This window comes from Novosphingobium kaempferiae (assembly GCF_021227995.1).
Taxonomy (GTDB): Bacteria; Pseudomonadota; Alphaproteobacteria; order Sphingomonadales; family Sphingomonadaceae; genus Novosphingobium; species Novosphingobium kaempferiae.
Genome location: NZ_CP089301.1, coordinates 4,574,967 through 4,599,894 on the forward strand (window position 1 = coordinate 4,574,967; position 24,928 = coordinate 4,599,894).

The 24,928-nt window shown below is 66.8% G+C and carries 21 protein-coding genes; 10 read left to right on the forward strand and 11 right to left on the reverse strand.

Features of this window, described 5'->3' with window-relative positions; translation table 11 throughout:
* Positions 1-13 precede the first annotated feature (13 nt).
* From LO787_RS20745 to LO787_RS20775, 7 genes are all read right to left on the reverse strand, one after another.
* On the reverse strand, positions 14-925 hold the full coding sequence (locus LO787_RS20745) for an RDD family protein (RefSeq protein ID WP_232492875.1): 912 nt from the start codon (positions 923-925) through the stop codon (positions 14-16).
* Positions 922-1,941, reverse strand: a complete 1,020-nt coding sequence (locus tag LO787_RS20750) for a stage II sporulation protein M (protein WP_232492876.1) — start codon at positions 1,939-1,941, stop codon at positions 922-924. The genes LO787_RS20745 and LO787_RS20750 overlap by 4 nt, the downstream gene beginning before the upstream one ends.
* The gene (locus tag LO787_RS20755) at positions 1,938-3,266 is read right to left on the reverse strand and encodes a DUF58 domain-containing protein (protein ID WP_232492877.1); all 1,329 of its coding nucleotides are present in this window, start codon (positions 3,264-3,266) and stop codon (positions 1,938-1,940) included. The genes LO787_RS20750 and LO787_RS20755 overlap by 4 nt, the downstream gene beginning before the upstream one ends.
* A gap of 4 nt (positions 3,267-3,270) precedes the next feature.
* Complete coding sequence (locus LO787_RS20760; RefSeq protein ID WP_232492878.1) at positions 3,271-4,245, reverse strand: AAA family ATPase; 975 nt, start codon at positions 4,243-4,245, stop codon at positions 3,271-3,273.
* Positions 4,242-5,561: a DUF4350 domain-containing protein gene (locus LO787_RS20765; RefSeq protein WP_232492879.1), complete on the reverse strand. Its 1,320-nt coding sequence runs from the start codon at positions 5,559-5,561 to the stop codon at positions 4,242-4,244. The genes LO787_RS20760 and LO787_RS20765 overlap by 4 nt, the downstream gene beginning before the upstream one ends.
* Positions 5,558-6,232 carry a hypothetical protein gene (locus LO787_RS20770; RefSeq protein ID WP_338045390.1) on the reverse strand — a complete coding sequence of 225 codons (675 nt, stop codon included), beginning with the start codon at positions 6,230-6,232 and terminating at the stop codon, positions 5,558-5,560. The genes LO787_RS20765 and LO787_RS20770 overlap by 4 nt, the downstream gene beginning before the upstream one ends.
* A 67-nt stretch (positions 6,233-6,299) precedes the next feature.
* Positions 6,300-7,199, reverse strand: coding sequence for a prephenate dehydratase (locus LO787_RS20775; protein ID WP_232492880.1), 900 nt, complete (start codon positions 7,197-7,199; stop codon positions 6,300-6,302).
* 136 nt (positions 7,200-7,335) lie between these two features.
* Between LO787_RS20775 and LO787_RS20780 the strand changes: the two genes are divergently transcribed.
* Together LO787_RS20780 and LO787_RS20785 are read left to right on the forward strand one after the other, a co-directional pair.
* A complete protein-coding gene (locus tag LO787_RS20780; protein WP_232492881.1) occupies positions 7,336-7,959 on the forward strand; it encodes a c-type cytochrome in 624 nt (207 codons plus the stop codon).
* 182 nt (positions 7,960-8,141) lie between these two features.
* Positions 8,142-8,747: a hypothetical protein gene (locus LO787_RS20785; protein WP_232492882.1), complete on the forward strand. Its 606-nt coding sequence runs from the start codon at positions 8,142-8,144 to the stop codon at positions 8,745-8,747.
* Between the two features lie 195 nt (positions 8,748-8,942).
* Here the strand turns inward: LO787_RS20785 and LO787_RS20790 are convergent, their stop codons facing one another.
* Positions 8,943-9,398 (reverse strand): nuclear transport factor 2 family protein, encoded by a 456-nt coding sequence (locus LO787_RS20790; protein WP_232492883.1) that lies wholly within the window; start codon positions 9,396-9,398, stop codon positions 8,943-8,945.
* Positions 9,395-9,832: a c-type cytochrome gene (locus tag LO787_RS20795; RefSeq protein WP_232492884.1), complete on the reverse strand. Its 438-nt coding sequence runs from the start codon at positions 9,830-9,832 to the stop codon at positions 9,395-9,397. Before LO787_RS20795 ends, LO787_RS20790 begins: the two co-directional genes overlap by 4 nt.
* Before the next feature lie 169 nt (positions 9,833-10,001).
* Between LO787_RS20795 and LO787_RS20800 the strand changes: the two genes are divergently transcribed.
* The 5 genes from LO787_RS20800 (at position 10,002) to LO787_RS20820 (ending at position 15,860) form a co-directional block, all read left to right on the forward strand.
* Positions 10,002-11,432 (forward strand): MATE family efflux transporter, encoded by a 1,431-nt coding sequence (locus LO787_RS20800; protein WP_232492885.1) that lies wholly within the window; start codon positions 10,002-10,004, stop codon positions 11,430-11,432.
* 175 nt (positions 11,433-11,607) lie between these two features.
* Positions 11,608-11,895, forward strand: a complete 288-nt coding sequence (gene groES, locus LO787_RS20805; RefSeq protein WP_232492886.1) for a co-chaperone GroES — start codon at positions 11,608-11,610, stop codon at positions 11,893-11,895.
* Positions 11,896-11,936: 41 nt separating this feature from the next.
* Positions 11,937-13,580: a chaperonin GroEL gene (groL, locus tag LO787_RS20810; RefSeq protein ID WP_232492887.1), complete on the forward strand. Its 1,644-nt coding sequence runs from the start codon at positions 11,937-11,939 to the stop codon at positions 13,578-13,580.
* Positions 13,581-13,817: 237 nt separating this feature from the next.
* Positions 13,818-14,594, forward strand: coding sequence for an aspartyl/asparaginyl beta-hydroxylase domain-containing protein (locus LO787_RS20815; protein ID WP_232492888.1), 777 nt, complete (start codon positions 13,818-13,820; stop codon positions 14,592-14,594).
* A 204-nt stretch (positions 14,595-14,798) separates the two neighbouring features.
* A complete protein-coding gene (locus LO787_RS20820) occupies positions 14,799-15,860 on the forward strand; it encodes a serine hydrolase (protein ID WP_232492889.1) in 1,062 nt (353 codons plus the stop codon).
* 182 nt (positions 15,861-16,042) lie between these two features.
* On the opposite strand, the gene LO787_RS20825 is transcribed toward LO787_RS20820, so the two are convergent.
* On the reverse strand, positions 16,043-16,369 hold the full coding sequence (locus LO787_RS20825; RefSeq protein WP_232492890.1) for a hypothetical protein: 327 nt from the start codon (positions 16,367-16,369) through the stop codon (positions 16,043-16,045).
* Positions 16,370-16,575: 206 nt separating this feature from the next.
* Between LO787_RS20825 and polA the strand changes: the two genes are divergently transcribed.
* The 3 genes from polA (at position 16,576) to LO787_RS20840 (ending at position 22,200) form a co-directional block, all read left to right on the forward strand.
* Positions 16,576-19,416, forward strand: coding sequence for a DNA polymerase I (gene polA, locus LO787_RS20830; protein WP_232492891.1), 2,841 nt, complete (start codon positions 16,576-16,578; stop codon positions 19,414-19,416).
* 63 nt (positions 19,417-19,479) lie between these two features.
* A complete protein-coding gene (locus tag LO787_RS20835; protein ID WP_232492892.1) occupies positions 19,480-20,634 on the forward strand; it encodes a mechanosensitive ion channel family protein in 1,155 nt (384 codons plus the stop codon).
* Positions 20,635-21,117: 483 nt separating this feature from the next.
* Positions 21,118-22,200 carry a hypothetical protein gene (locus LO787_RS20840; RefSeq protein ID WP_232492893.1) on the forward strand — a complete coding sequence of 361 codons (1,083 nt, stop codon included), beginning with the start codon at positions 21,118-21,120 and terminating at the stop codon, positions 22,198-22,200.
* Between the two features lie 416 nt (positions 22,201-22,616).
* Here the strand turns inward: LO787_RS20840 and LO787_RS20845 are convergent, their stop codons facing one another.
* Positions 22,617-24,926 carry a CDC48 family AAA ATPase gene (locus LO787_RS20845; RefSeq protein WP_232492894.1) on the reverse strand — a complete coding sequence of 770 codons (2,310 nt, stop codon included), beginning with the start codon at positions 24,924-24,926 and terminating at the stop codon, positions 22,617-22,619.
* Positions 24,927-24,928: the final 2 nt, after the last annotated feature.

Below are 24,928 nucleotides of genomic sequence, written 5' to 3' on the forward strand. Positions count from 1 at the left end.
TCAACCGGAATGCCTAAAGGCTGGAATGTTTATCGGCCTTGCGCCGTCCCATCCGCATGCCCGCTTCCAGCCGCGCCCGCAACTGGGTGTAGTAGTCCGAGAGGAAGCGCTGTTCGGCGCCCCAGCCGTCGTTGCGGCCGATCTTGGCGGCGATGGTCTGGTACACGGTGTCGAGCGAGTCCGCCCGGTCCTCGCGCAGGACGCGTTCCAGCGCCTGAAGCTCGAACTCTCCGTAGACCGCCAGTTCGTGATCCTCGAAGCGGAACATGAAGCGCTCGGCGGCGGGGGCCTCGGACGTGGTCATCGCCGCCTGCAGCTTCTGGCGCGGGCGTTCGAGCACCCAGCTTCCCGCGATCACATCCCCGGCGCGCAGACCGTCGCGGTTGAACAGCGGGAACAGCATGAAGATGCCGAACCAGCCCGCCGCCGCCAGCCAGGCCATCCCGCTGTCCACCCCGGCCATCATGATGAGCGGGATCGGCAGGAACATCTCGATGTCGCGCAGCAGGTTGCGGGCGATCACCATCTCGGCGGTGAGGCGCCCCCCGTCGCGCGCGGCGATGCGGATGCCGGTCATGCGCTTGCCGGGCGTCGCGCCGCGCGGGCCGAGTTCGAAGAACAGGAAGTAGGCGTTGCGGAACAGGAACATGACCACGATCCACACGATCATCAGGAACTGCAGCGCCTGCGCCGCCGCGCCCTTGGCCTGGCTCGCCTGCCCGAACTGGGCCGCGCCGCCCGCGATCTGGACTAGCGCTATGGTGGTGCCGACCATCAGCACGAAGATGATGATGAGGTCGAGGATCAGCGCCCCCAGCCGTGCGCCGCGCCCCGCCACGGTGACGGGCAGCGATATCCCCTCGGGCGTGACCAGTACGCGCTCCTTGCCCTGCCGGCCGAAGCGCTTGCGGGGGGTGGCGCTCATCGGCCCGCCCTTCCGCGATAGGCGAAGAAGTAGGCGCACCACAGCAGCAGCATGAAGCCGCCCACCGCGAAGCGCCCCGGCGTCTGGTCGACCAACTGGCGCGCGAAGCCTTCGAGCAGCGCGGCGACGACCAGCATCAGCACGACGCCGGTCATCACCAGCGCCGAGCGTCGTCCGGCTTCCGCCGTCGCGGTCAGCACTGGGCGGTTGCCGGGAAACGCGATGGCGCGGCCGATGTGCAGGCCCGCCGCGCCGGACAGCAGGATGGCGAACAGCTCGGTCGTGCCGTGGATGCTGATCCAGCCTGCGAAGTCGGTCAGCAGTCCGGCCTTCCAGTAAAGCCAGCCCATCGCGCCGAGGCCTGCGAGGTTATGGACCAGCAGCAGCAGCGAGGGGATGCCGAGCGCGAAGCCCAAGGCGAAGGCGAGGATCGAGACTTGCGCGTTGTTGCTGAACAGCTGCGCGGCGAAAACGCTCATGCCGTCCTTTTCGGCATTGCCGAAGATCGTGCCGCGCAGCGCTTCGACGCTGGCGCCGGGGACGCGGTTGCCCGCCATGTCGCGCCCGACGATGGCATAGTACCATTCCTGATCGTGGGCGACGAGCAGCCAGCCGACCACCGTGCCCGCCACCATGACCAGCAGGGCAACCGCGATCTCGAAGGCGATGCCGCGCACCGCCGCGCTCCACCCGCCGCCGAGGAACCCCCGCAGCCACTCCCATAGCGAGGAGCGCGGTCCGTAGACGACGAACCACGCGCGCTGGACCAGCGATTCGAGGTAGGCGAGCGTCGCCGCATCCAGCGAAGTCTCGCGCGCGATGGACAGGCTGGAGGCCAAGGTGCGATAGAGGCCGGGCAGGGCGAGGAGGTCTTCGTCGGAGATGCCCCGCAGACGGCCCTTCTCCATGCGCACGACGATCGATTCGAGGCGTTGCCAGTCCGCCTCGCGCTCCAGCCGGAAGCGGTCGGAGCGCAGCGCGGCGATTTCGATGGCGGCGTTTGAAAGTGCGTTCATCCGATCGCTCCCGACCGCTTGATGGCAAGGTAGGCGTCGATCAGGCGCGTGCCGATCTGCCGCCAGGGCGCCTCGACCACGTCGACGCCGATCTGCCGCAGCCGCCGGGTGACGAGCGCGCGCTGGCGCAGCAGGCCGTCGGCGGCGACCGCCATCGACAGCACTTCCATGTCGTCCGGGTCGGCGGCGGAGAGCGTCTCCAGTTCCTCGTCCGCCATCGTCACGAACAGGACGACGTGGCGCGAGACGAGGCGGCCGATGCTCTCGATCATCAGTTCGGCGCTGGTCGGGTCCGAGAAGTCGGAGAAGATCACGATCAGCGAGCGGCGCTGCAACCGGCCCGCCAGCGTCGCCAGCGCGAGGGTGAAGTTGGGCTCCTCGGAGCGGTACTCCAGCCCGGCGGCGGCGCGTTGCAGGCGATGGAACTCGCTGCTGGCGGCGATGAAGGGCGTCGAGACTTCGGGGCGCGAGGCGAAGCCGAACAGCGAGACGCGGTCGCCGCCCTTCAGCGCCACGAAGGCCGTCGCCAGCGCTGCCGACACCGCACGGTCGAGGCGGGGCATACCGGCGATCGGCTCGCACATCGCCTGCCCGCAGTCGAAGGCGAAGACGATCTGATTGTTGCGCTCTACCTCGTATTCCTTGGCGTAGAGGTGGACGTGGCGGGCTGAGCTTTTCCAGTCGATCCGGCGGCGGTCCATGCCGGGCTGGTACTCGGCGAGCGATTCGAACTGCGTACCCTCGCCCCGGATGCGGCGAGCGAGCAACCCGTACTGTGCGTCCTTGAGGAAGGTCTGGAGCGTGGGGGAGCGGACGGCGGCGATGTTGGGCCAGACCCGCACCGCCTCGTCCAGCGTGCCTGCGGTCTGCCGGGCCCCGAAGCCGAGCGGCCCGGTCCAGCGCAGCCAAGCGCGGGTGACAGCGCCGGTCCCGCGTCGCGAAGGAGTGAAGGCGCCTTCGCCGCGCCAACCTGCCTCGCCGCGCAGCAGCGGGAAGACGAGGCGGCCGCCGGGGGCGAGGCGCGGGTCGCATTCCAGCGCCATTTCCGCGCGTGAAGGTCTGCCCGAACGCAGGGAAACCTCCGCCTCCATCAGCGCCTGCGCGCCGACCTCCACATCGCCGGGGACCGTGACGCGCAAGTCGGCGATGCGGCCCGCCAGCAGCGCGTCGATCACCACCATGACAAGCACGGCCAGCCCCGCGACGGGCGCGATCACCCACAGTTCCGGGCGCGCCGCCGCGATCACCAGCGCCACCGGAGCGATGGCCGCCAGCGTCACCGCAGCGCGGGCGGTGGGGACAATGGGGGCGAGGCGCGCCTTCACCGGGTCAGCGCGGCGCTTCGGTCTGCTCGACCAGCTGGGCGACGAGCGCCTCGACCTGCTTGCCCTCGATCTCCGCCGCCGGGCTCAGTAGCAGGCGGTGGCGCAGCACGGAGGTTGCCAGCGCCTTCACATCGTCAGGCACCACGTAATCGCGTCCGTCCAGCGCGGCGCGAGCACGGGCGGCGCCCGCCAGCAGCACGGCGGCGCGCGGGCTCGCACCGGACGACAGGTCGGCGCTTTCGCGTGTCGCGCGGATGAGGCGCACGATGTAGTCGGTCACGCTGTCGGCCAGCTTCACCGAGGCGACTGCCTGCGTGACGGCCTCAAGCTGCGCGGGGGATGCGACGGCGGCGATGCCGACCTCGGCAGGCGTCGGTGCGCCGCGGTTCTCGCCATAGCGCGCGACGATGTGGCGCTCCTCTTCGGCGCTGGGATAGTCGACCAGCACCTTGAACAGGAAGCGGTCGAGCTGCGCCTCGGGCAGCGGGTAGACGCCCTGGCTCTCGATCGGGTTCTGCGTGGCGACGACGGTGAAATGCGCGGGCAGCGGGTGCGCGGTGCCGTCCAGCGTCACGCGGCGTTCCTGCATCGCCTCCAGCAGCGCGGCCTGCGTCTTGGGCGGGGTGCGGTTGATCTCGTCCGCCAGCAGCAGGTCGCAGAAGATCGGGCCGTGCGTCAGGGTGAACTGGCTGGTCTGGAAGTTGAACAGGTTGGAGCCGAGGATGTCGCCCGGCATCAGGTCCGGGGTGAACTGGATGCGCCCGAAACGGAGCCCCAGCGTGGCGGCGAAGCACTGCGCGAGGAAGGTCTTGGCCGTCCCCGGAGGGCCTTCGAGCAGGACGTGCCCGCGCGCCATCAGTGCGATCAGCAGGTGGTCGACGGTCTCGGCCTGCCCGATCACGCCCTTGCCCACTTCGGCGCGGATCGCCTGCGCGAGCGCGCCCACCTGCGCGATATCGGGAGCGAGGGTATCGGTCATCGGATCAGCATCCTTTCGAGCGCGTGGAGATCGCGCGCGGCCTTGAGGAGATCGTGTGAACGGCGCGCCGCGCGGAGGCGGGCGGCGATCACGGAGAAGGGTTCGGCGTCGTGCCCGCGCGCGGCGAGGGCGCGGTCGATGGCGGCATCGGCGCGTTCGGCATCGAGCGAGCGGGGCAGGGCGAGCGCGGTCATCAGTCGCTCGCGCGCCCGGTCCGCGTAAGGCGGGCCAAGTAGGTGCAGGCGGCGGGTACGGCGCACGAAACCGGCGGCATTGCTCACCAGCGCGCGCTTGCCGAAGGCGATGGCGCGTTCGGGGGCGAGCGGTGGGCCGAAGCGCAGGAAGGCGCGCCAGCCGACCACTGCCGCTGCCAGCAGCAGGCACAGCGTCGCGGCAAGGAACGGCGGCGTGAAGGCGAGCGTCAGCAGGTTCTGCTCTCGTCCATAGCCGGGCAGCGTCATGTCGAACACGACGGGATCGCCGGGTTCTACCCCGGTTGCGCGCACCAGCGCGTCGGCCAGCCGCGCATTCTCGAAGCGGGCCATGCCATAGTTGTCGAGAAGGTCGGGCTCGAAGACGAGGACGACGGGATAGCGATCCTCGTCATCTTCCTCGCCCGAATGGAGCACGCGGTCGAGCGCGATGGCTTCGAGGCCGGGGTAGGTGCCGCCGTCGTCCATGAAGCCCGCCAGCGTCAGCCGCTCGCCCTGACCGGCGACGATGCGGACGAGGCCGGTTCCTGCGCCGGACATGACCTGCCGCGCGTCGGGGAGCGTGCCCGAGAGGCCCAGGCCGTTCCACCTTGCGTCGCGTTGCGCCACCTTGGCGGTCCGCACCGAGAGTTCGTCGAAGAAGCCCGGCCATTCCAGCGGCGCGGGACCGGCGAGCCGGACCCAGCCCTTCTTCGCCTTGTCCTGCTCCTCGCGGCCTGGAGGCACGGCGAGCCATTTGGGCGCTATGACCAGCGTCGGCCCCATGTAACGACGCGCGAGGACGATCTTGTTGATGTCCTCCCCCTTGGCGATCGCAGGCGGAGTGAGCACCAGCAGCCCCGGCCGATCGAGCGCGCCGGGGTTGCGCGTGGTCTCCACCGCGAAGCCGCGCCGTTCAAGGTAGTCGGCCATCGCCGCATAACCGTTGAGGCCCTTGCCCTCGGCATGGGCCTTGCCGTCGTTGGCGGAACCCAAGCCGACGCCGGTGCCGATCATCCACAGCAGCGCCACGAAGAGCAGCGTGCCGAGCAGCACGATGGCCAGCACCGCCCAGAGCGAGAACGGGTTGGCCCCGACCGCGACGCCCTTGGCCCTGCCGTTCATGCGCGAAGCTCGATCCGCGCGAACTGCGCATAGGCGGAGCGGGCCTCGGTCCAGTCGTTCGCGTCGAGGTCGCGCAGGGCGAAGACGGCGCGTTCGACCCGCTCGGCGATCACGGCGAAAGCGCGTCGGCCGCCTTCGGGCAGCATCGGCAGCACGGCGATCTCACGCGCGGTGCTGGCGGCGTTCAGCCAGTCGGGCCGGGCGTCGGAAATCTGGCGGACACTGCGGCGCAGCAGCAGGTGCGCGGCTTCGCCATAGCGGCCCTCGGCGGCGAGCCGGTCGGCATCCTCCAGCAGCGCCACGGCTTCCGCACGGGTCGGGGTCCAGTGGATTTCCTCGGCCGGACGGCCGACGCGCCACTGGTCGAGCAGCGGCTCCATCACCAGCCGCCAGAGGATGAACAGGCCGAGCGCGATGGCGGCGGCGATGAGCACCCACTGGAAGATCGGCCATGATACGCCGAGCATCCGCCCTAGCGGCTCGAACATCGCCTCAATCAGCCGTCCGAGGGCTTTGAGCCATTCGGGCACGTCGGTTGGCGGGACAGGCTTGGGGGCGGGCAGCGGGGTGAACTGGATGTCAGCGGCGTCGCGCACGGCTTTCCAGTCGTCCGCCGACGCTGCCGCCGCGCTTGCGGCCGAACCCGCGCCATTGCCCCCGCCAATCGTCACGGGCGGCACGATTGCATGGCCGCGAAAGCCACGCAAGCGCTTGAAACGCTTCGTCGTGCTCTGCTTATCAGCCCCGCTTGCGCGCCTGCCGGTAAGTGCCGAGCGGGCGGACGTACTTGCAGTGGAACGCCAGCTCCTGCAGTGCCGAATCGACGCGCGGGTCGCCCGGCGCGCCCTCGATGTCGGCATAGAAGGTGGTGGCCGCGAAGCTGGCGCCGATCTGGTAGCTCTCGAGCTTGGTCATGTTGACGCCGTTGGTCGCGAATCCGCCGAGCGCCTTGTAGAGCGCCGCCGCGATGTTCTTCACCTCGAAGATGAAGGTCGTCATCGCCTGCTGGCCCTTGAGGTCGAAGGGATCGAGCGGCTCGCGCGCCAGCACCACGAAGCGGGTAGTGTTGTCCGCTGCGTCCTCCACGTTGTCCTCGACGATGTCGAGGCCGTAGAGTTCGGCGGCGAGCTTGGGGGCGATGGCGCAGGCGGCGGGGTCGCCCTGCTCGCGCACCAGCGCGGCGGCGCCGGCGGTGTCGGCATAGGCCATCGGGATGATGCCGCGCTCGCGCAGGTAATGGCGCGACTGGCCGAGAGCCTGCGGGTGGCTGTAGGCTGCGGAGAACGGGCCTTTCGCGCCGGGCAGGGCCATCAGCGCATGGTGGATCGGAGTGAAGTGCTCGCCCACGATCGACAGGCCGCTCTCGGGCAGCAGGAAGTGGATGTCGGCGACGCGGCCGTGCTGCGAATTCTCGATCGGGATGATCGCGCGGTCGGCGCGGCCTTCCTTCACCGCGTCCAGCGCGTCCTCGAACGAGAAGCACGGCAGCGGCAGGCAGTCGGCGTCGTATTCGAGCGCGGCGCGGTGTCCGTTGCAGCCGGGCGCCCCCTGCAGCGCCACGGCGCGGGAGGGTTCTGCCGAGGCGGCGGCTTCCATGTCGCCGACGAGGGCGATGGCGGGCTGGGGATAGGCATGCATGACGTGCGCGCGATTAGGATGCCCGGCAACGTTCTGCAATGGCTCAAATCCTCAATCACTCTTGCGCTGGATCAAGGCGGACAGTAGAGCCCCAAGCCAACAGGATGAGCTAATAATCACCCGCGGGGCATGCTGAATGGACGATCGTTTCAATACAATCGCCGGTTGGACTCTGTTTGCAGGCATCGTTGGCCTGGGACTGAGTATCGCCAGCTCAATGTATTTTCAGGCTGACAAGCACCATGCTCCCGAGACTGCCGGGTATGCAGTTGAAGGTGTCGCCGAGGAAGGCGAAGGCGGCGGCGACCCGCCGATTGCGACGCTTCTGGCCACTGCCGACGTGGCGAAAGGCCAGGCGACGTTCGCCAAGTGTACCTCGTGCCACACCATCAACGCGGGCGGCGCCAACGGCATCGGCCCGAACCTCCACGGCGTCGTCGGCGAGGCGGTCGGCAAGGGCGTTGGCGGCTTCGCATTCTCGGATGCGCTCAAGAGCAAGGGCGGCAACTGGACGTTCGACGCGCTGAACGACTGGCTCAAGAGCCCCAAGGCCTACGCGCCGGGCACCAAGATGACCTTCGCGGGCCTGTCGAAGCCGGAAGACCGCGCCAACATCATCGCCTATCTGAATACGCAGGGCTCGAACCTGCCGCTGCCTGCCGCCGATGCGGCTCCGGCTGCCGATGCCGCCGCCGCTCCCGCCGAGGGTGCCGCAGCAGGCGAAGCGGCGCCGGAAGCCTCCGAGGCGGCCGCGCAGTAATCCTATCCGGCGCCCTCTCGGGCACGCCGGTTGAAAACGGTCTGCAAGCGTCGCCGAGTCGCTTGCAGGCCGTTTTCGTCTTTCCGGCGCGGATCGCCGGTGACATTCCTGTAATCCTGCGTTCAGCTTGAGGGAGGCAGCTTCGTTCTCGCAAAGGGTCGAGTCACGAGGAGAGCCCCCCAATGCGAATGCGCCCCAAAGCTTATCTCGTCGGCGCCGCAGCGCTGGCGCTGCTCGGTGCCGGAGCGGCCGAGGCCGCCAGCGCCGGAATGCATACCATGAAGGTCGATGCGCCCGACGGCTCAGTCGTCCACGTCCAGTATTCCGGCGATGTTGGGCCCAAGGTCGAATTCGTGCCGATAGAGGCGATGTCGCCTGCCGATATGCCGGTGATGGCCGATCCCTTCGCGCATATGGAGCGCATCTCGGCGATGATGGACGCGCAGATGAACGCCATGATGCAGCGCGCCGCGATGATGCAGCAGGCTGCGGCGCAGATGCAGCAGCACGCGGTTGCGGGCGGTAGCTCGAGCACCGGCGGCGCCCCGGGTTTCACCGTCGTCGGCGACATGCCGCAGGGCGCGCATGTCACTTATTATTCGTCGAGCACCGACGCCAACGGCTGCACCCGTTCGGTGTCCTACAGTTCGGACGGCTCCGGAGCAGAGCCGAAGATGACGCAGGCAACCTCCGACGGGTGCGACGCCACGAAGCCGCAGGTTCAGGCGATCCCGGCCAAGGCCGATGCTCCCGTCGAGCAGGCGCCCCCTCCCGGCCGCAAGGTCTGAGGCGACACGATATCCCCGCGGCGTCCCCGGTCCCCTGGACGCCGAGTGACAGGGCCTTGTGCACGGGAGCGCACAAGGCCCTTTTCATTGGTCCACGCCTCGTCATTGCGAGCGGCGCAGCCGCGCGGCAATCCGGTGTCGCGCGGGCCGTCCGGATTGCTTCGCTGCGCTCGCAATGACGAGCTTTAAGCGATGTCAGCGCCCGTGGAGTACGCTGGCCGAACTGATCCAAAGCGTGCGCGGGCGGCGGTGGGCGATCAGCCATTGCCCCTGCTCGCGGCGTAGGCGGTCGACGTAGAAGCCGTTGTGGTCGAGCCCGGTGGCGCTCGTCACCAGCCAGTAGGTGCGGGCCACGGCCTCGACGGGCGCATCCTCCGGGCCGGAAAATTCGACGTGGCAGGTCGTCAGGTGGTGGCTGACGAAGCCCGGCGCGCCGTCCGCCGGTGGCGGGATCACCGAGGGCGCGCCCATCCACGCGCGGATCGCCTCGCGGCCGGGGATCGTCTCGTGCGCCAGCTCGAGCACGCCGTCCTCGGTGAAGCACGCCGCATAGGCGTCGCTGCGCCGGGCATCGCCCGCCTGCGTGCAACGGGCGAGGTGCTGGCGGATCTCGGCGAGCGCGTGGACCTGCGCGGGGCTCATCGCGGTCATTTCAGGGTTTCGAGGTAGTCGATGATCGCCTTGCGCTTCTCCGGGTCGGGGACGGGCAGCACCATCTTGGTGCCGGGCACCATCCTGATCGGCCCCTGCAGCCAGGTGTCGAGGCTCTTGCGGTCCCACACGATGCCGGATTCCTTGAGCGCCGGGCTGAAGGCGTAACCTTCGACCTCACCCGCTTTCGAGCCGACGATGCCGTGGAGCGTCGGGCCGATGCCGTTCCGGCCGGGTTCGGTCGAATGGCACGAACGGCAGCTTGCGAAGGCGATCGGCGCGGGGTCGGTCACGGCCGGGGACGATGCGGCGGGAGTCGGCGCCTGCGCCTGAGGCGAGGGCGTGGCGGCCTGATCGGGCGCGCTGCCGCCGCAGCCGCCGAGGGCAAGCGCCGAGGCGAGCGAGAGGGCGAAGATGGTCGCCGGCTTCGTCATGGGGGCGTTCTCCTTGTCCTGTGCTGGGTAGTATAGCGCGCCGCGCGGGGGAAGCCGGGACATCTCCGCCCGTGCTTTGGGGGAGGCCGCGCGCGGGCCCCTATGCGGGCATCAAGCGGGCATCAAATCGCTTCCCCTCCCGCCCCGCACGATCTATCGCCCCGCCGACATGAGGGAGAGCGAGACAATCCACCCGTTCCGCGCCGAACTCGGCGCGACGCTGCGGCTTGCGGCGCCGCTGGCGCTCGCCAACATGCTGCAGATGGCGGTCTTCGCCATCGACGTCATCTTCGTCGCGCGGCTGGGGCAGGAGGCGCTTGCCGCGTCGAGCCTCGCCGTCGCCATCGTCGCCGTGGTGATGATGGGGCTGAACGGCGTGACCGGATCGGTCGCCCCGCTGATCGCCGCCGAGATCGGCCGCAAGCATTACTCCGTGCGCGAGGTGCGTCGCTCGGTTCGCATGGCGCTGTGGCTGGCGATCGGGCTGGGCCTCGTCGCGGTGGGGGTGTGCTTCCTGGGCGAACAGATCATGCTTCTGACTGGCCAGAACCCGCGCGTCTCGGCGATTTCCGGGCACTTCATCCGGGTGATCTCGCTGGCGCTGGTGCCGATGGCGATCTCCAACGTGCTGCGCACGTTCGTCTCGGCACTGGGTCGCCCGATCTTCGCGACGATGATCACCGCGCTCGCCATCGGCGTGAACGCGCTGGGGAACTACGCGCTCGTCTTCGGCAACCTCGGCATGCCCGCGCTGGGGCTGACCGGCTCGGCACTGGCGAGCACGATCACCGCCTGCGTCACCGTGCTCGCCTACGTAATCGCGATCCGCACCAACCGGAACCTCAGGCGCTATCACATCTTCGGACGCTTCTGGCGGCCCGAGACGCAGCGGCTGCGCCAGATGCTGCGCCTCGGCCTGCCGATCTCGGCGACGCTGATCGCGGAGGGCGGGCTGTTCTCCGGCGCGGCGTTCCTGATGGGCCGCGTGGGCGAGACGGAGCTGGCGGCGCATACGGTCGCGCTCCAGATCGCCGCGTTCGCCTTCCAGGTGCCCTTCGGCATCGGGCAGGCAGCGACGATCCGCGTCGGCTATCACTTCGGCGCCGGGGACCGCGACGCGATCGGGCGAGCGGGCTGGGCCGCCATCGCCATCGGCATGGCCTTCGTCGGGCTATCGGCGTTCGCCATGCTGACGATCCCGCGCACGATCATCGCGGCCTATGTCGATGTGTCCGACCCGGCCAACATCGGGATGGTCGCGCTGGCGGTGCAATACCTCTTCGTGGCGGCGATATTCCAGCTGACCGATGGGCTTCAGGCGGTCGCCGCAGGGGTGCTGCGCGGCGTGCAGGACACCCGCGTGCCCGCCGTCATCGCCATCGTCGGCTACTGGCTGGCCGGCTTCGCGACGTCGGTGGTGCTGGGCCTGTTCACGCCGCTGGAGGGCGTGGGCGTATGGATCGGCCTTGCCGTGGGCCTCACCGTAGCGGCCATCCTGCTGCTGGGCCGCTGGCACTGGCGCGGGCGATTCGGGCTTGTACCGAGCGGGCAGGGGCCTATCTCTGCGTTGCCGGATGCTCCGGTCGCCGCGCTGTCATAGTGCGATCATCTTTCCGGCGCACCACTTCGCCGCGAACCTGAACGGTCGCTAAATTTTTCTGGCAGGGCCCCTATTGACGGCCCCCGGGCACCGGACCATATCTCCGCCCGTTGGCACTCTCCTTTGCTGAGTGCCAAAACCGTTTTATCATTCGTTGGATCTAGGGAGACACCCAATGACTTTCCGCCCGCTGCACGACCGTGTTCTCGTGCGCCGCGTCGAAGCCGAGGAAAAGACCGCCGGCGGCATCATCATCCCCGACAGCGCCAAGGAAAAGCCGGCTGAGGGCGAAATCGTCGCCGTCGGCACCGGCGCCCGCGCCGAGAACGGCACCGTGACCCCGCTCGACGTCGCCATTGGCGATCGCGTCCTGTTCGGCAAGTGGTCGGGCACCGAGGTCAAGGTCGACGGCCAGGACCTGCTCATCATGAAGGAATCGGACATCCTCGGCGTCATCGCCTGAGCATCCGACCTCACAATCTGACATTCTGAAAGGTATTTAACATGGCAGCCAAGGACGTCCGCTTTTCGCGCGATGCTCGCGAGCGCATTCTCGCCGGTGTCGACACCCTCGCCAACGCCGTCAAGGTGACGCTCGGCCCCAAGGGCCGCAACGTCGTGATCGAGAAGAGCTTCGGCGCTCCCCGCATCACCAAGGATGGTGTGTCGGTCGCCAAGGAAATCGAACTCAAGGACAAGTTCGAGAACATGGGCGCGCAGATGCTGCGCGAAGTGGCTTCGAAGGCCAACGACAAGGCCGGTGACGGCACCACCACCGCGACCGTTCTCGCCCAGGCGATCGTTCGCGAGGGCATGAAGTCGGTTGCCGCCGGCACCAACCCGATGGACCTCAAGCGCGGCATCGACCTCGCTGTCGTCAAGGTCGTCGAGAACCTGAAGTCGCGTTCGACCCCGGTTGCCGGTTCGTCGGAAATCGCCCAGGTCGGAATCATCTCGGCCAACGGTGACACCGAAGTCGGCGAGAAGATCGCCGAGGCCATGGAGAAGGTCGGCAAGGAAGGCGTCATCACCGTCGAGGAGGCCAAGGGTCTCGAATTCGAACTCGACGTCGTCGAGGGCATGCAGTTCGACCGCGGCTACCTCTCGCCCTACTTCGTCACCAACCCCGAGAAGATGACGGTCGAGCTCGAGAACCCGTACATCCTCATCCACGAGAAGAAGCTGTCGTCGCTGCAGTCGCTGCTTCCGATCCTGGAAGCGGTCGTGCAGTCGGGTCGCCCGCTCCTCATCATCGCCGAGGACATCGAGGGTGAGGCTCTGGCCACGCTCGTCGTCAACAAGCTGCGCGGCGGCCTGAAGATCGCTGCCGTCAAGGCTCCGGGCTTCGGCGACCGTCGCAAGGCGATGCTGGGCGACATCGCCACGCTGACCGCCGGCGAGATGATCTCGGAAGACCTCGGCATCAAGCTTGAGAGCGTCACGCTCGGCATGCTGGGCCAGGCCAAGAAGGTCACCATCGACAAGGACAACACCACGATCGTCGACGGTTCGGGTTCGGCCGACGACATCAAGGGCCGCGTCGAGCAGATCCGCGCGCAGATCGAAGTCACCACTTCGGACTACGACCGCGAGAAGCTGCAGGAACGCCTTGCAAAGCTGGCCGGCGGCGTTGCCGTCATCAAGGTCGGCGGTGCGACCGAAGTCGAGGTGAAGGAGCGCAAGGACCGCGTCGACGACGCTCTCCACGCGACCCGCGCTGCCGTTGAAGAAGGCATCGTCCCCGGTGGCGGCACCGCGCTGCTCTACGCAACGCGCGCTCTCGAGGGCCTGACCGGCGCCAACGAAGACCAGACCCGCGGCATCGACATCGTCCGCAAGGCGATCACCGCACCGGTCAAGCAGATCGCCGAGAACGCCGGCAACGACGGTGCCGTCGTCGCGGGCAAGCTGCTCGACCAGTCGGACGAAGGCATCGGCTTCAACGCTGCTACCGAAGTCTACGAGAACCTGAAGGCCGCCGGCGTCATCGACCCGACCAAGGTCGTGCGCACCGCGCTGCAGGACGCCTCGTCGGTTGCCGGTCTGCTCATCACGACCGAAGCCGCGATCGTTGAGCGCGCCGAGGACAAGCCCGCAATGCCGGCGATGCCCGGCGGCATGGGCGGCATGGGCGACATGGGCTTCTAAGAAGCCCGGTCGACGGGGCGGGCCTTCCGGTCCGCTTCGTCACCCAGCGTCAAAAATCGCGAAGGCCGGGGGAACGCTCCCCCGGCCTTTTCGTTTGTCTTTCGATCGCGACGCATGCGGGATCGGCCGGGGAATGCGCCGATCTATACCACTGCCAATCTATACCACTGGATGATTCCCGGGCGCGGGCGAAGCGGTCATCAGGGACAGGGGAGTGAGCCATGGAGCCATGCCCCGATGAAGATCGAGACCATCACCGCCGCCAATCCGCGCTTCGACGTGGTTCCGGCACCACGCTACGAGACTTTCGACAAGGCCGCCGACAGCGCGGCGGTCAAGTACGGCAAGCGGCTGCGCAAGCCGCTCAACCGCTGGCTGGAGCGGTTCTCGCTGATGCCCGTTGGCCCGGTGCTCGATGCGGCGGAAGTACCCGGCATTTCCATCCTTCGCGACAACTGGGAAGTCATCCGCGACGAGGCCCGCGCGGTGCTGGCCGAGCGCGGTTCGGTGCCCGCCTTCGCGAAGATTTCCCCTGACCACCGCCGCATCGCGCCGACCGCTGCGTGGAAGAGCTTCTTCTTCCGTGGCTACGGCTACGATGCCCCCGCCGGTCGCGCGAAATGCCCGAAGACCGCCGCTTTGATCGACCGGGTGCCCGGCGTCGTCGTCGCCTTCTTCTCGGTGTTCGAGCCCGGAACCGAAGTGCCGCGCCACCACGGCGTCACCAAGGCGATGCTCAACGTCCACCTCGGCCTCATGGTGCCGGGTGACGAGCGGGTCTGCGGCATCAGGGTCGCCGGGCAGGACCATGGCTGGAAGGAGGGCGAGTTCTTCGTCTTCGACGAGACCAACGACCACTCGGCCTGGAACCGCGGACAGACGGCGCGCGTGGTGCTGTTCCTGCAGGTGCGCCGCCCGATGCGCTGGCCGGGCCGGATGGCGGGCTCCCTGTTCCTCAACGCGGTGAAGCGCACCAGCTACGTGCAGGACGCAAGGAAGGCGATCGGGGCCTGAGCGGCGTTCAGCCCACGGCCATGCCGCCTCTGTCACATTACCGTGATCACGGATGGCGAAGAAAACTTCGTTCATCTGCGTGAAAGGAAAGTGCGCATTTCGGAAATCGCCGCAAGATAGACGCGGTTCGTCGCTGGACTCTGGCGTTTCGTCGCTCAGGCGTTAACCGAATGGGAGTATGGACGAAGGTAGGGTGTGGGCTGCATGACCGGGGCAGACCGACTTTTCGCGCGGTGCCGCACAGGCACCGGACGCTTTCTCGCCGCTGCGACGCTGCTCGCAGCCGCCGCGCTGCCGCTTGGCGTGCAGGCCAAGCAACTCGATCCGCTGGAGCATCCCAGCGAGAAGGTGGTGCAGGTCCAGAACAGCTTCGATGATCTGTTCGGCACCGAGCAGCGTGGGCCGCGTACCTATTCCTCGCCGTTCGGGCAGCAGCTTGCCGCGGTCGCCAATGCCTCGCAGGGCCGCATCGGCGTCGCCGCGATGGACCTCACCAGCGGGCGCATGGTCGACGTGCTGGGCGACCAGCGCTTTCCGATGGCCAGCACCAGCAAGATCGCCATCGCCGCGACCTTCCTCGAGGGCGTGGACAAGGGCAAGTGGAGCCTCTCCAGCGAATTCCCGCTGATGGTCCCGGTCGCCTCGCGCCCGTTCTCCAGCGCCATCGCACCCGTGCGACCGGGCGAGTACATGACCGCCTCGCGCCTGATCGAGCTGATGATCACCCGCTCGAACAACTACGCCACCGACGCGCTGCTCAAGGTCGTCGGCGGCCCCAAGGCGGTCAACGCCTGGATCGAGCGCGCGGGCATCGACGACTGGCACATCGACCGCGACATCGCGACGCTGGTACGCGACGACGGCGCCATCGACCCCGCCCGCGTGGTCGACAAGCGCGACAGCGCCACCCCCAAGGCGATGGTGAGCCTGCTCGCGGGTATCTATCAGGGCAAGTGGCTCAGCCCGTCGAGCCGCGGCGTCATCATGGGGGCCATGAGCCGCTGCCTCACCGGCAAGCGTCGCATTCCGGCGGGCTTGCCCGCCGACGTGCAGGTCTCGCACAAGACCGGCTCGCTCAACAACACGTCGAGCGACGTGGGCATCATCCAGACCCCGGACGGGCGCGTCTTCGCGGTCGCCATCTACGTCACCGGGCAGGGCGGTCGCCCCGGTCGCGAGACCCGCATCGCCAGTATCGCGCGCACGATCTACAACGGCTACCTCGCCGAAGGCCCGAACTTCCCGCGCAGCGCGTCGTCGCGTTAATTCCTCCCCGAGCTTGTCTCGGGGAGGTGGCAGTCGCGTAGCGACTGACGGAGGGGGGATTGCCTTGCCTCTCCCCCTCCACCACCGCTTCGCGGCGGTCCCCCTCTCCGAGACAAGCTCGGGGAGGAATAAAAAAGGGGCCCGTGAAGGCCCCTTTCCCATTTCAAGCTGACCCGAAAAGATCAGTTGGTATGCGGGTTGCCGTCGGTGTGCTCGTCGAGTTCCTTGGCAACGTCGTTCGCGGCCTTCTCGGCGTCGGCGGCGATGTCGTCGGTGGTCTTCTCGGCGCTCTTGGCGGCGTCCTTGGCCGCGTCGGCGGTGTCGTTGGCGGCTTCCGAAGCCTTGTCCCCGGCAGAGCCGAGCGCGTCGCCCACGTCCGAAGCGGTGGCTTCGATGTCGTCACCGGCGGACGATGCGGCTTCGCTGGCGGAATCCTGGGTCTGCTGCGAGCATGCGGCCAGCGACATGGCGGCCACGGCTGCTGCGGCGGCGAAAACGATCTTGCGCATTGGTCTTCTATCCCTCTTTCTGCGAGTTACCCCGTCGGCGTTGCCGCCGCGTGAGCCTCCTTGTCAGTGGGCTCAGACCCGTGGGTAAGAGGGGCCGTGCGGCGTTTCAAGCGCAGCGCCAAAACTCCTATGGACATGCACGGTTCCTGCACATCCAAGAAATCACCGCTGCTGACGGCGGCACCATGCGCTGCTAGGGATCGAGGATGGATTCCAAGCAGCACCTCTACCTCGTCGACGGCTCGGCCTACATCTTCCGCGCCTATCACCGCCTGCCGCCGCTCACCAACCCGGAAGGGGCGCCCGTGGGGGCAGTCTACGGCTACACGACGATGCTGTGGAAGCTGGCGGACGACCTCAACAAGGCTGACGGTCCGACGCACCTCGCGGTGATCCTCGATGCCGGGAGCCACTCGTTCCGCAACGACATCTACGAGGACTACAAGGCCAACCGCCCGCCGCCGCCCGAAGACCTCGTCCCGCAGTTCCCGCTGATCCGCGACGCGACTCGCGCCTTCTCGCTGCCCTGCATCGAAGAAGTGGGCTTCGAGGCGGACGACCTCATCGCCTCCTACGCCCGCGCCGCCACCGCGCAGGGCTGGGACGTGACGATCGTGTCGTCGGACAAGGATCTGATGCAGCTCGTCGGCAAGTGCGGCATCGGCGGCGGCTGCGTCGACATGCTCGACACGATGAAGAACCAGCGCATCGACATCCCCGAAGTGATCGAGAAGTTCGGCGTTCCCCCCGAGAAGGTGGGCGACGTCCTCGCGCTGATGGGCGACGCGGTAGACAACGTCCCCGGCGTCTACGGCGTCGGCCCCAAGACCGCGACCAAGCTGATCCAGGACTACGGCGATCTCGAAAGCGCGCTCGCCGCCGCACCGGAGATGAAGAAGTCCAAGCTGCAGGAGCGCCTGATCGAGCAGGCCGAGCAGGCGCGGCTGTCCAAGGTGCTGGTGACGCTGAAGGAGGACTGCATCCTCCCGATGGCGCTGGAGGACTTCAAGCTCGACGCCATTCCGCCCGAGCCGCTGGCCGCGTTCCTCAGTACCCACGGCTTCACCAGCCTGCTGAAGCGCCTCGACACCGGCCACGGCAGCCCCGAGCGCGCGACGCAGCTGAACCCCGCCAAGGCGGTGACCGCCGCCGCCAACCCGCTCGAAGGCGCGGCTCGCCAGCCTCTGCCCGAATGGCCCGCGATCGACCGCGAGGCCTACAAGTGCGTCACCACCGAGGCCGAACTGGACGAATGGATCGCCAAGGCTTTTGCCGCGCGTCTGGTCGCGGTGGACACCGAAACCTCGATGCTGGACGCGATGCGCGCCGACCTCGCGGGCATCTCGATGGCGGTCGGCCCCAACGAGGCTTGCTACATCCCTCTGGGCCACGGCGGTTCCGACATGTTCGCCGAGAAGCCCGTTCAAGTGCCGCTAGGTGTCGCTCTGTCCCGTCTCAAGCCGCTGCTGGAGAGCGATGCGGTGCTGAAAGTGGGCCAGAACATCAAGTACGACCTTAACGTCCTGTCCCGCCACGGCATCGAGGTTGCCCCCATCGACGACACCATGATCGTCAGCTTCTGCCTCGATGCCGGTCGCTCGATGGACGGTATCGGCGGCGGTCACGGCATGGACGAACTGGCGCAGCGCCACCTGCTCCACACCACGCTGACGTTCAAGGAAATCTGCGGCACCGGCAAGAAGGCGATCCCCTTCGGCGAAGTCCCGCTCGATCGCGCGACGCAGTATGCGGCGGAGGACGCCGACGTCACCTGGCGACTCCACAGCGCCCTTAAACCGCGGCTTTCCTACGAAGGTGGCACACGCATCTATGAGCGCGTCGACCGTCCGCTGATCCCGGTCGTCGCGCAGATGGAGCGCAACGGCGTCAAGGTCGACCGGGAGAAACTGTCCGGCCTCTCCAGCCAGTTCGCCGAGGCCATCGGTGCGCTGGAGAAGGAGATCTTCGAGAAGGTCGGGCAGGAATTCACCATCGGCAGCCCCAAGCAGCTGGGCGACATCCTGTTCGACAAGCTCGGCTACAAGGGCGGCAAGAAGGGCAAGAGCGGCCAGTATTCCACCGACCAGTCGGTGCTGGAAAAGCTGGCGGCCGATGGCGAGGTGGTCGCCACCAAGGTGCTGGAATGGCGCCAGCTGTCCAAGCTGCGCTCCACCTACACCGAGGCGCTGCAGGCGGCGATCAACCCGGCGACGGGGCGCGTCCATACCAGCTACAGCCTCGTCGGCGCGCAGACCGGGCGGCTGTCCTCCACCGACCCGAACCTCCAGAACATCCCGATCCGCACCGAGATCGGCCGCCAGATCCGCGACTGCTTCGTGGCCGAGCCGGGCAACGTCCTGCTCGCCGCCGACTATTCGCAGATCGAGCTGCGCCTCGCCGCGCACATGGCCGACGTGCCGAGCCTCAAGGACGCCTTCGCGCAGGGTGAGGACATCCACGCCCGCACCGCGACGGAGATGTTCGGCACCGTCGACCGCGATACGCGCGGGCGGGCGAAGACGATCAACTTCGCGATCCTCTACGGCATCTCGCGCTGGGGCCTCGCGGGCCGTCTGGGCACGTCTTCCGACGAGGCGCAGGCCATGATCGACCGTTATTTCGAGCGCTTCCCCGGCATCCAGCGCTACATCCACGAGACGCTGGAGAGCGTGCGCGCCAAGGGCTATTCGGAGACGCTGTTCGGCCGCAAGACGTGGTTCCCGCGCATCAACTCCAAGAACCAGGCCGAGCGGCAGGGTTCCGAGCGCGCGGCGATCAATGCGCCGATCCAGGGCACCAGCGCTGATATCATCAAGCGCGCGATGGTCCGCATGAACCCGGCGCTGGCCGAGGCGGGACTGCCGAACGTGCGCATGCTGCTGCAGGTCCACGACGAACTCGTCTTCGAGCTGCCCGAGGGCGACGTCGCCGCCGCGTCCCCGGTGATCGAGCGGGTCATGGCCGAGGCGGCGCTGCCCGCCGTCACCCTCGACGTGCCGCTCGGCATCGAGATCGGCCACGGCGCGAGCTGGGGCGCGGCGCACTGAGCCTGCCGCGAGGCGAACCGTTCAGGGGCTGAAACTGCTGCGTTGCAGCATAGTTTCAACCCCATGATCGACTTCATCGAACGTAACGTCGCCGGGCTGCCCAACTGGGCCGAACAGCCGGTGCTCGCGATCCTGGCCGGGCTCGCGGGCGTCGTGATCGCGCTTGCCGTCCATGCCGTGCTGTTCCGCGTGCTCCACCGCGTCGCGCGGCAGAGCACGGGGGAGGCGGACGATCTGGTCGTCAATCGCCTGCATCGCCCGACCCGCTGGGCCTTCGTCTCGATCGGCATCGTGCTGGCGGCGCGGGAGACGCCCGCGCTCGAATCGGTGTGGGAGCGGTTCGCGCCCTTCGTCATGCCGCTGCTGACCGGCTGGGTGGCCATCGCCATCCTGCGGGCCTTCATCGAGGCGATGATCGTGCGGGCCGACATCACCGTCGAGAACAACCGCAACGCCCGCCGCCGCCGGACGCGGCTGGGGATCATGAGCCGCCTCGGCACCTTCCTGATCGTGTTCCTCACGATCTCGGGCATGCTGGCCTCGATCCCCGGGGTGAAGGAGATCGGCGTCACGCTGATGGCCTCCGCGGGCCTTGCCGCGCTCGCCGTCGGCGCCGCCGCGCAGCCGGCGCTCAAGGCGCTGATCGCGGGCATCCAGATGGCGATGACCGAGCCGATCTCCATCGACGACGTCATCATCCTCGACGGCGAGTGGGGCCGCATCGAGGATATCCGCACCACTTACGTCGTCGTGCGCCTGTGGGACGACCGCCGCCTCGTCGTGCCGTCCAACCGCTTTCTGGAGGACACCTTCCAGAACTGGACCAAGACCACCTCGCAACTGCTCGGCACCGTGTTCCTCTACCTCGACCACGGGGTCGACATCGGCCCGATCCGCGAGGAGTACACCCGCCAGATCAAGGCCCATCGCCTGTTCGACGGGCGGGCGCAGATCCTCCAGGTTACCGACTGCCGCGACGCCACGCTCGAAGTGCGCCTGCTGATGAGCGCCCGCGACGGACCGACCCTGTTCGACCTGCGCTGCGAGATCCGCGAGGGCATGATGGACTGGATCCGCCGCGAGATGCCCGAGGCCCTCGCCCGCCGCCGCCAGTTGCAGGTCGCCCCGATGGAACTCGCCGCCACACCCTCGATGATGGATGCCTTCGCGGGGAAGGGCAACGGCATCGGAGACGTCAGGCCCGGGCCGCCGAACTGAGGCTTTCGTTCATACAGAAGCGGGTTGATGTGTCGCGGGGTGAGGGGACTTGCGGTGACGAAAAATCGTTAATTTGTAGTTATTTGCCGGTTATGCTCGGTTAAAATCCGCCTTGTGATGTGTGACCTTCCGCGTGCAAGGCGCGTGGCTTTGTCATGCGCGCAGACGACTGGCGGAGATATCGCCACCTCCCGCGGCGGCGCCGCAGCCCCTCCGATCCAGCATCTCAACGCAGGCATGAATGCTGGCTCTGGTCCAACGATATTCGGCGTTCGTCCGGCGGTGCGATCTGGATGCGTGAGGCTGGGTCATGCCGGGGAGGGTATGACGAGGCGGGGGATGTAGGAAAGTGGCGGCCAATGTGAAGGGGCTACAATACGCCGTTTGTCGCCTTCCCACACTTGGGCGCGCTCATATTGAGCGCAATATCCCTTCAAAATGGAGCAATCGCCGATATAGTTCCCTCAAAGCGCTGGGGGCAAAATGTCGGAAATCGGTAAGAACTGGAACGGCTACATATTTGGCACAAATACTGGAAAAGTGTCTGTGCAGATGGAGGGCGAAAATAACGCGCTCACCGGAATTATCAGGATCGCCGACGATAATCACGGTGTATCGGTCTTCAATGTCACTGGGACGTATATAGACGGGAAAATTGAACTTAAAGGAAAGGTTGTCCCAGCATCGCAGGCGTCCGACATCCAATATGGTGAAATCACTGTAAGTGGTGCGCTAACTCCTGAGGGCCGTCTCAATGGTCAGTGGTCGTCTACGATTGGAACCGGCGGTACATTTCAACTATATCCACATCTCGTTCCAAGTGCGCCATTAGTGGGGCCAGAATTGGAGCAATTGAATACTGCGGTTAGAACGTTAGGCGCGGTTAGGCTTTATGCCGATAATGTTCGGGCGCTCATTCAACAGATATGTAAAGACTTCACAGCAAAGCGGCCTATCGTAACTTATTTTGCAAATACCGGCGAGCGGACCGTATATGCGGAAGATTTTGATGCAATTTTGGATACGCTCCCCGACCTCCAATATTTGAAAATAAATATTCAAGAGCCAGAGAAAAATGGGATAAATAAAGTTGTAATAATAGAGCTAACCTCTAGTGGGGAAAATGTTATTCGAGTGCAGAGCGCACAAGAATCTTGGGCTATAGGGAAGGCTGAGGCGTTGCTTGCGCATTTACGCGATCATCAACGTAGTCTTGCGACACATTTTAGGAAATTTGGTCTAACGCCAAATCTTATTTTAAATGTAGTGTCGCTTGCGGCTCTTCCGGGTCTGTCGGATTTCTGGAGAAGGCTTGCTTTTGCTATCAGCGTTCTTTGCCTTCAAACGCTGTATGCCTTTTTGCATCAAAAGTTTGTGCCGAATTTCGTGCTGTATTCGGCTGTTACGAAACCATCACGATTGGCAAAAATTTGGCCTGGTGCGGCCTCTTGGTTTCTCGCACTCGTCGGAACGGTTCTGGGCGCGATAATCTACGGCGTCTTGCAAGGCGAGCTTAATGGGAAATCACCACTTTTGAAAGTCATACACGAGTTTTTGAGGTTTTAACAAAATCCGCTGCAAATGGGGTATTAGAAATAAATGGAGTCTGCAAAAGATTAGATACTAATAGAATATTCCTCCAGTAATCCGATAATCCGCAATCGTTCAGAACAGTCTCCGAATACCGCAAGTTCGCCAATTCGCGGGAGCGCGAGGGCGATGGCCCTCGCATCTCCTCTTCTCCATTCCTCCCCGCCTGAAACAGAAAAGCCCGGCCGAACCGACCGGGCTTTTGCATTCCATCCCTATCGTCATTGCGAGCGCAGCGAAGCAATCCGGCGTCAGGCTCTGCCGCTCTGGATTGCTTCGCTGCGCTCGCAATGACGAAGTTTGGGGTGTGTCGAAGTTTGGGATTTGCCGAAGCGACCGCCTGTCGCTGAGAAACGCGGCGGGAGGCGGGTTGTCCTGCCTCCCGACCGTCGTCAGTGCTTCCGTTCGCGCGTGCTTTCGACCATGCCGGGGGCGATGAAGCCGATGGGCGTCACTTCCATGGCGCGCTTTTTCAGGTCGGTCTTCATGCGCTTGTATTCGGCTTCCATGTCCTCGGTCACGGTGGCGCGGCTGTCTTCGAGGGCTTCCTCGAAGTCCTGCATGGTCACCGCGTCCACCGCCGCGCCGCGCTTGCGGATGGCGATGAGGCCGGCGCGGCGGACGACGTCCTCGAGGTCCGCGCCGGTGAAGCGTTCGGTGCGGTCGGCGATCTCGCCGAGGCGCACGTCTTCGGCCAGCGGCATGCGGCTGGTGTGGATGCCCAGGATGTGTTCGCGGCCCGGTGCGTCGGGGGTGCCGACGTAGACCAGTTCGTCGAACCGGCCGGGGCGCAGCAGGGCGGGGTCGACCAGTGCCGGGCGGTTGGTGGCGCCGACGAGGACGACGGACTGCAGTTCCTCCATCCCGTCCATCTCGGCAAGGATGGTGTTGACCACGCGGGCCGTCACCTGCGGTTCTCCCATGGAGCCGCCCATGCCGCGGGCGGGGACGAGGCTGTCGATCTCGTCGATGAAGATCACGCAGGGGGCGACCTGCCGGGCGCGGGCGAAGAGCTTGGCGATCTGCTGCTCGCTCTCGCCGTACCACTTGCTGAGCAGGTCGGACGACTTGATCGAGATGAAGTTCGCCTCGGCCTCCTTCGCCACGGCCTTGGCCAGCAGGGTCTTGCCGGTGCCGGGCGGGCCGTAGAGCAGGAAGCCCTTGGCCGGGCGGATGCCCAGCGTGTGGAACGCCTCGGGGTTCTTCAGCGGCAGCTCGATGCCTTCCTTAAGCTTGAGCTGCGCCTCGTCGAGCCCGCCGATGTCGGCCCAGCCGATGTTCGGCACCTGCACCATGACCTCGCGCATGGCGGAGGGCTGGACGCGCTTCAGGGCGGCGAGGAAATCCTCGCGGTAGACCTGCAGGTTGTCGAGCACTTCGGCGGGGATGGTGCGCGCTTCGAGGTCGAGCTTGGGCATGATGCGGCGCACCGCCTCGATCGCGGCCTCGCGCGTCAGGGCGGCGAGGTCGGCGCCGACGAAGCCGTGCGTGGTGCGGGCAAGTTCGTTGAGGTCGACGCGCTCGCTCAGCGGCATGCCGCGGGTGTGGATGCCGAGGATCTCGCGGCGGCCCTTCTCGTCCGGCACGCCGATGACGATCTCGCGGTCGAAGCGGCCGGGGCGGCGCAGGGCCTCGTCGATGGCGTCGGGCCGGTTGGTGGCGGCGATGACGACGACGTGGGCGCGGCTGTCGATCCCGTCCATGAGCGTGAGCAGCTGCGCGACGAGGCGCTTTTCCGCCTCGCCGTGGACCTGGTCGCGCTTGGGGGCGATCGAGTCGATCTCGTCGATGAAGATGATCGCGGGGGCGGCCTTGGTTGCTTCCTCGAAGATCTCGCGCAGGTGCTTCTCGCTCTCGCCGTAGCCGGAGCCCATGATCTCGGGGCCGTTGATCGAGAAGAAGCTGGCTTCGCTCTCGTTGGCGACGGCTTGGGCGAGGCGGGTCTTGCCGGTGCCCGGCGGGCCGTGGAGCAGCACGCCCTTGGGCGGGGCGACGCCGAGGCGGGTGAACAGCTCGGGATAGCGCAGCGGCAGCTCCACCATCTCGCGCAGGGCGCGGATGGTGTCGCCCATGCCGCCGACGTCGTCGTAGTTGACGTCGCCGCGGGCGTCGTGCGCTTCCTCGAAGGTCTCGCGCAGTTCGACCTCGGTGTTCTCGTCGATGTGGACGATGCCGCGCGGGGTGGTGGAGACGACGTTGAGGCGGATCTGCGTCAGCGCGTAGGCGGGGGCGTTGAACATGCGGCGCAGCTGGGGCGGGATGTCCGCGACCTGCTGCTGGCCGGTGGTGGCGACGAGGTCTCCCTGCACCATCGGGCGCTGGAAGAAGTTGCGCTTCAGTGCGGCGGACGGGCCCTGCAGGCGCATGTCCTTCTGCGCGGGCGCGAAGACGACGCGCTGGGCGGGGCGCGATTCGGCCTTGCGGATGGTGACGTGGTCGCCCGATCCGACTTCGGCATTGCCGCGCTGGAGGCCGTCGAGCCGGATGACGGAGAGGCCCTCGTCCTCGTCGTAGGCGAGCACGGCGCGGGCCACGGTGACGGCCTTGCCGGTGATTTCCAGCACGTCGCCTTCCATCGCGCCGATCTCGGACAGCGAGGCGCGTGAGAGGCGGGCGATTCCCTGGCCGCTCTCTTCCTGACGAGCGGCGGCGACCTGCAGCCTGACGGTGCGGTCTTCGGTCTTGGTGTCGGTTTCCGCCATGT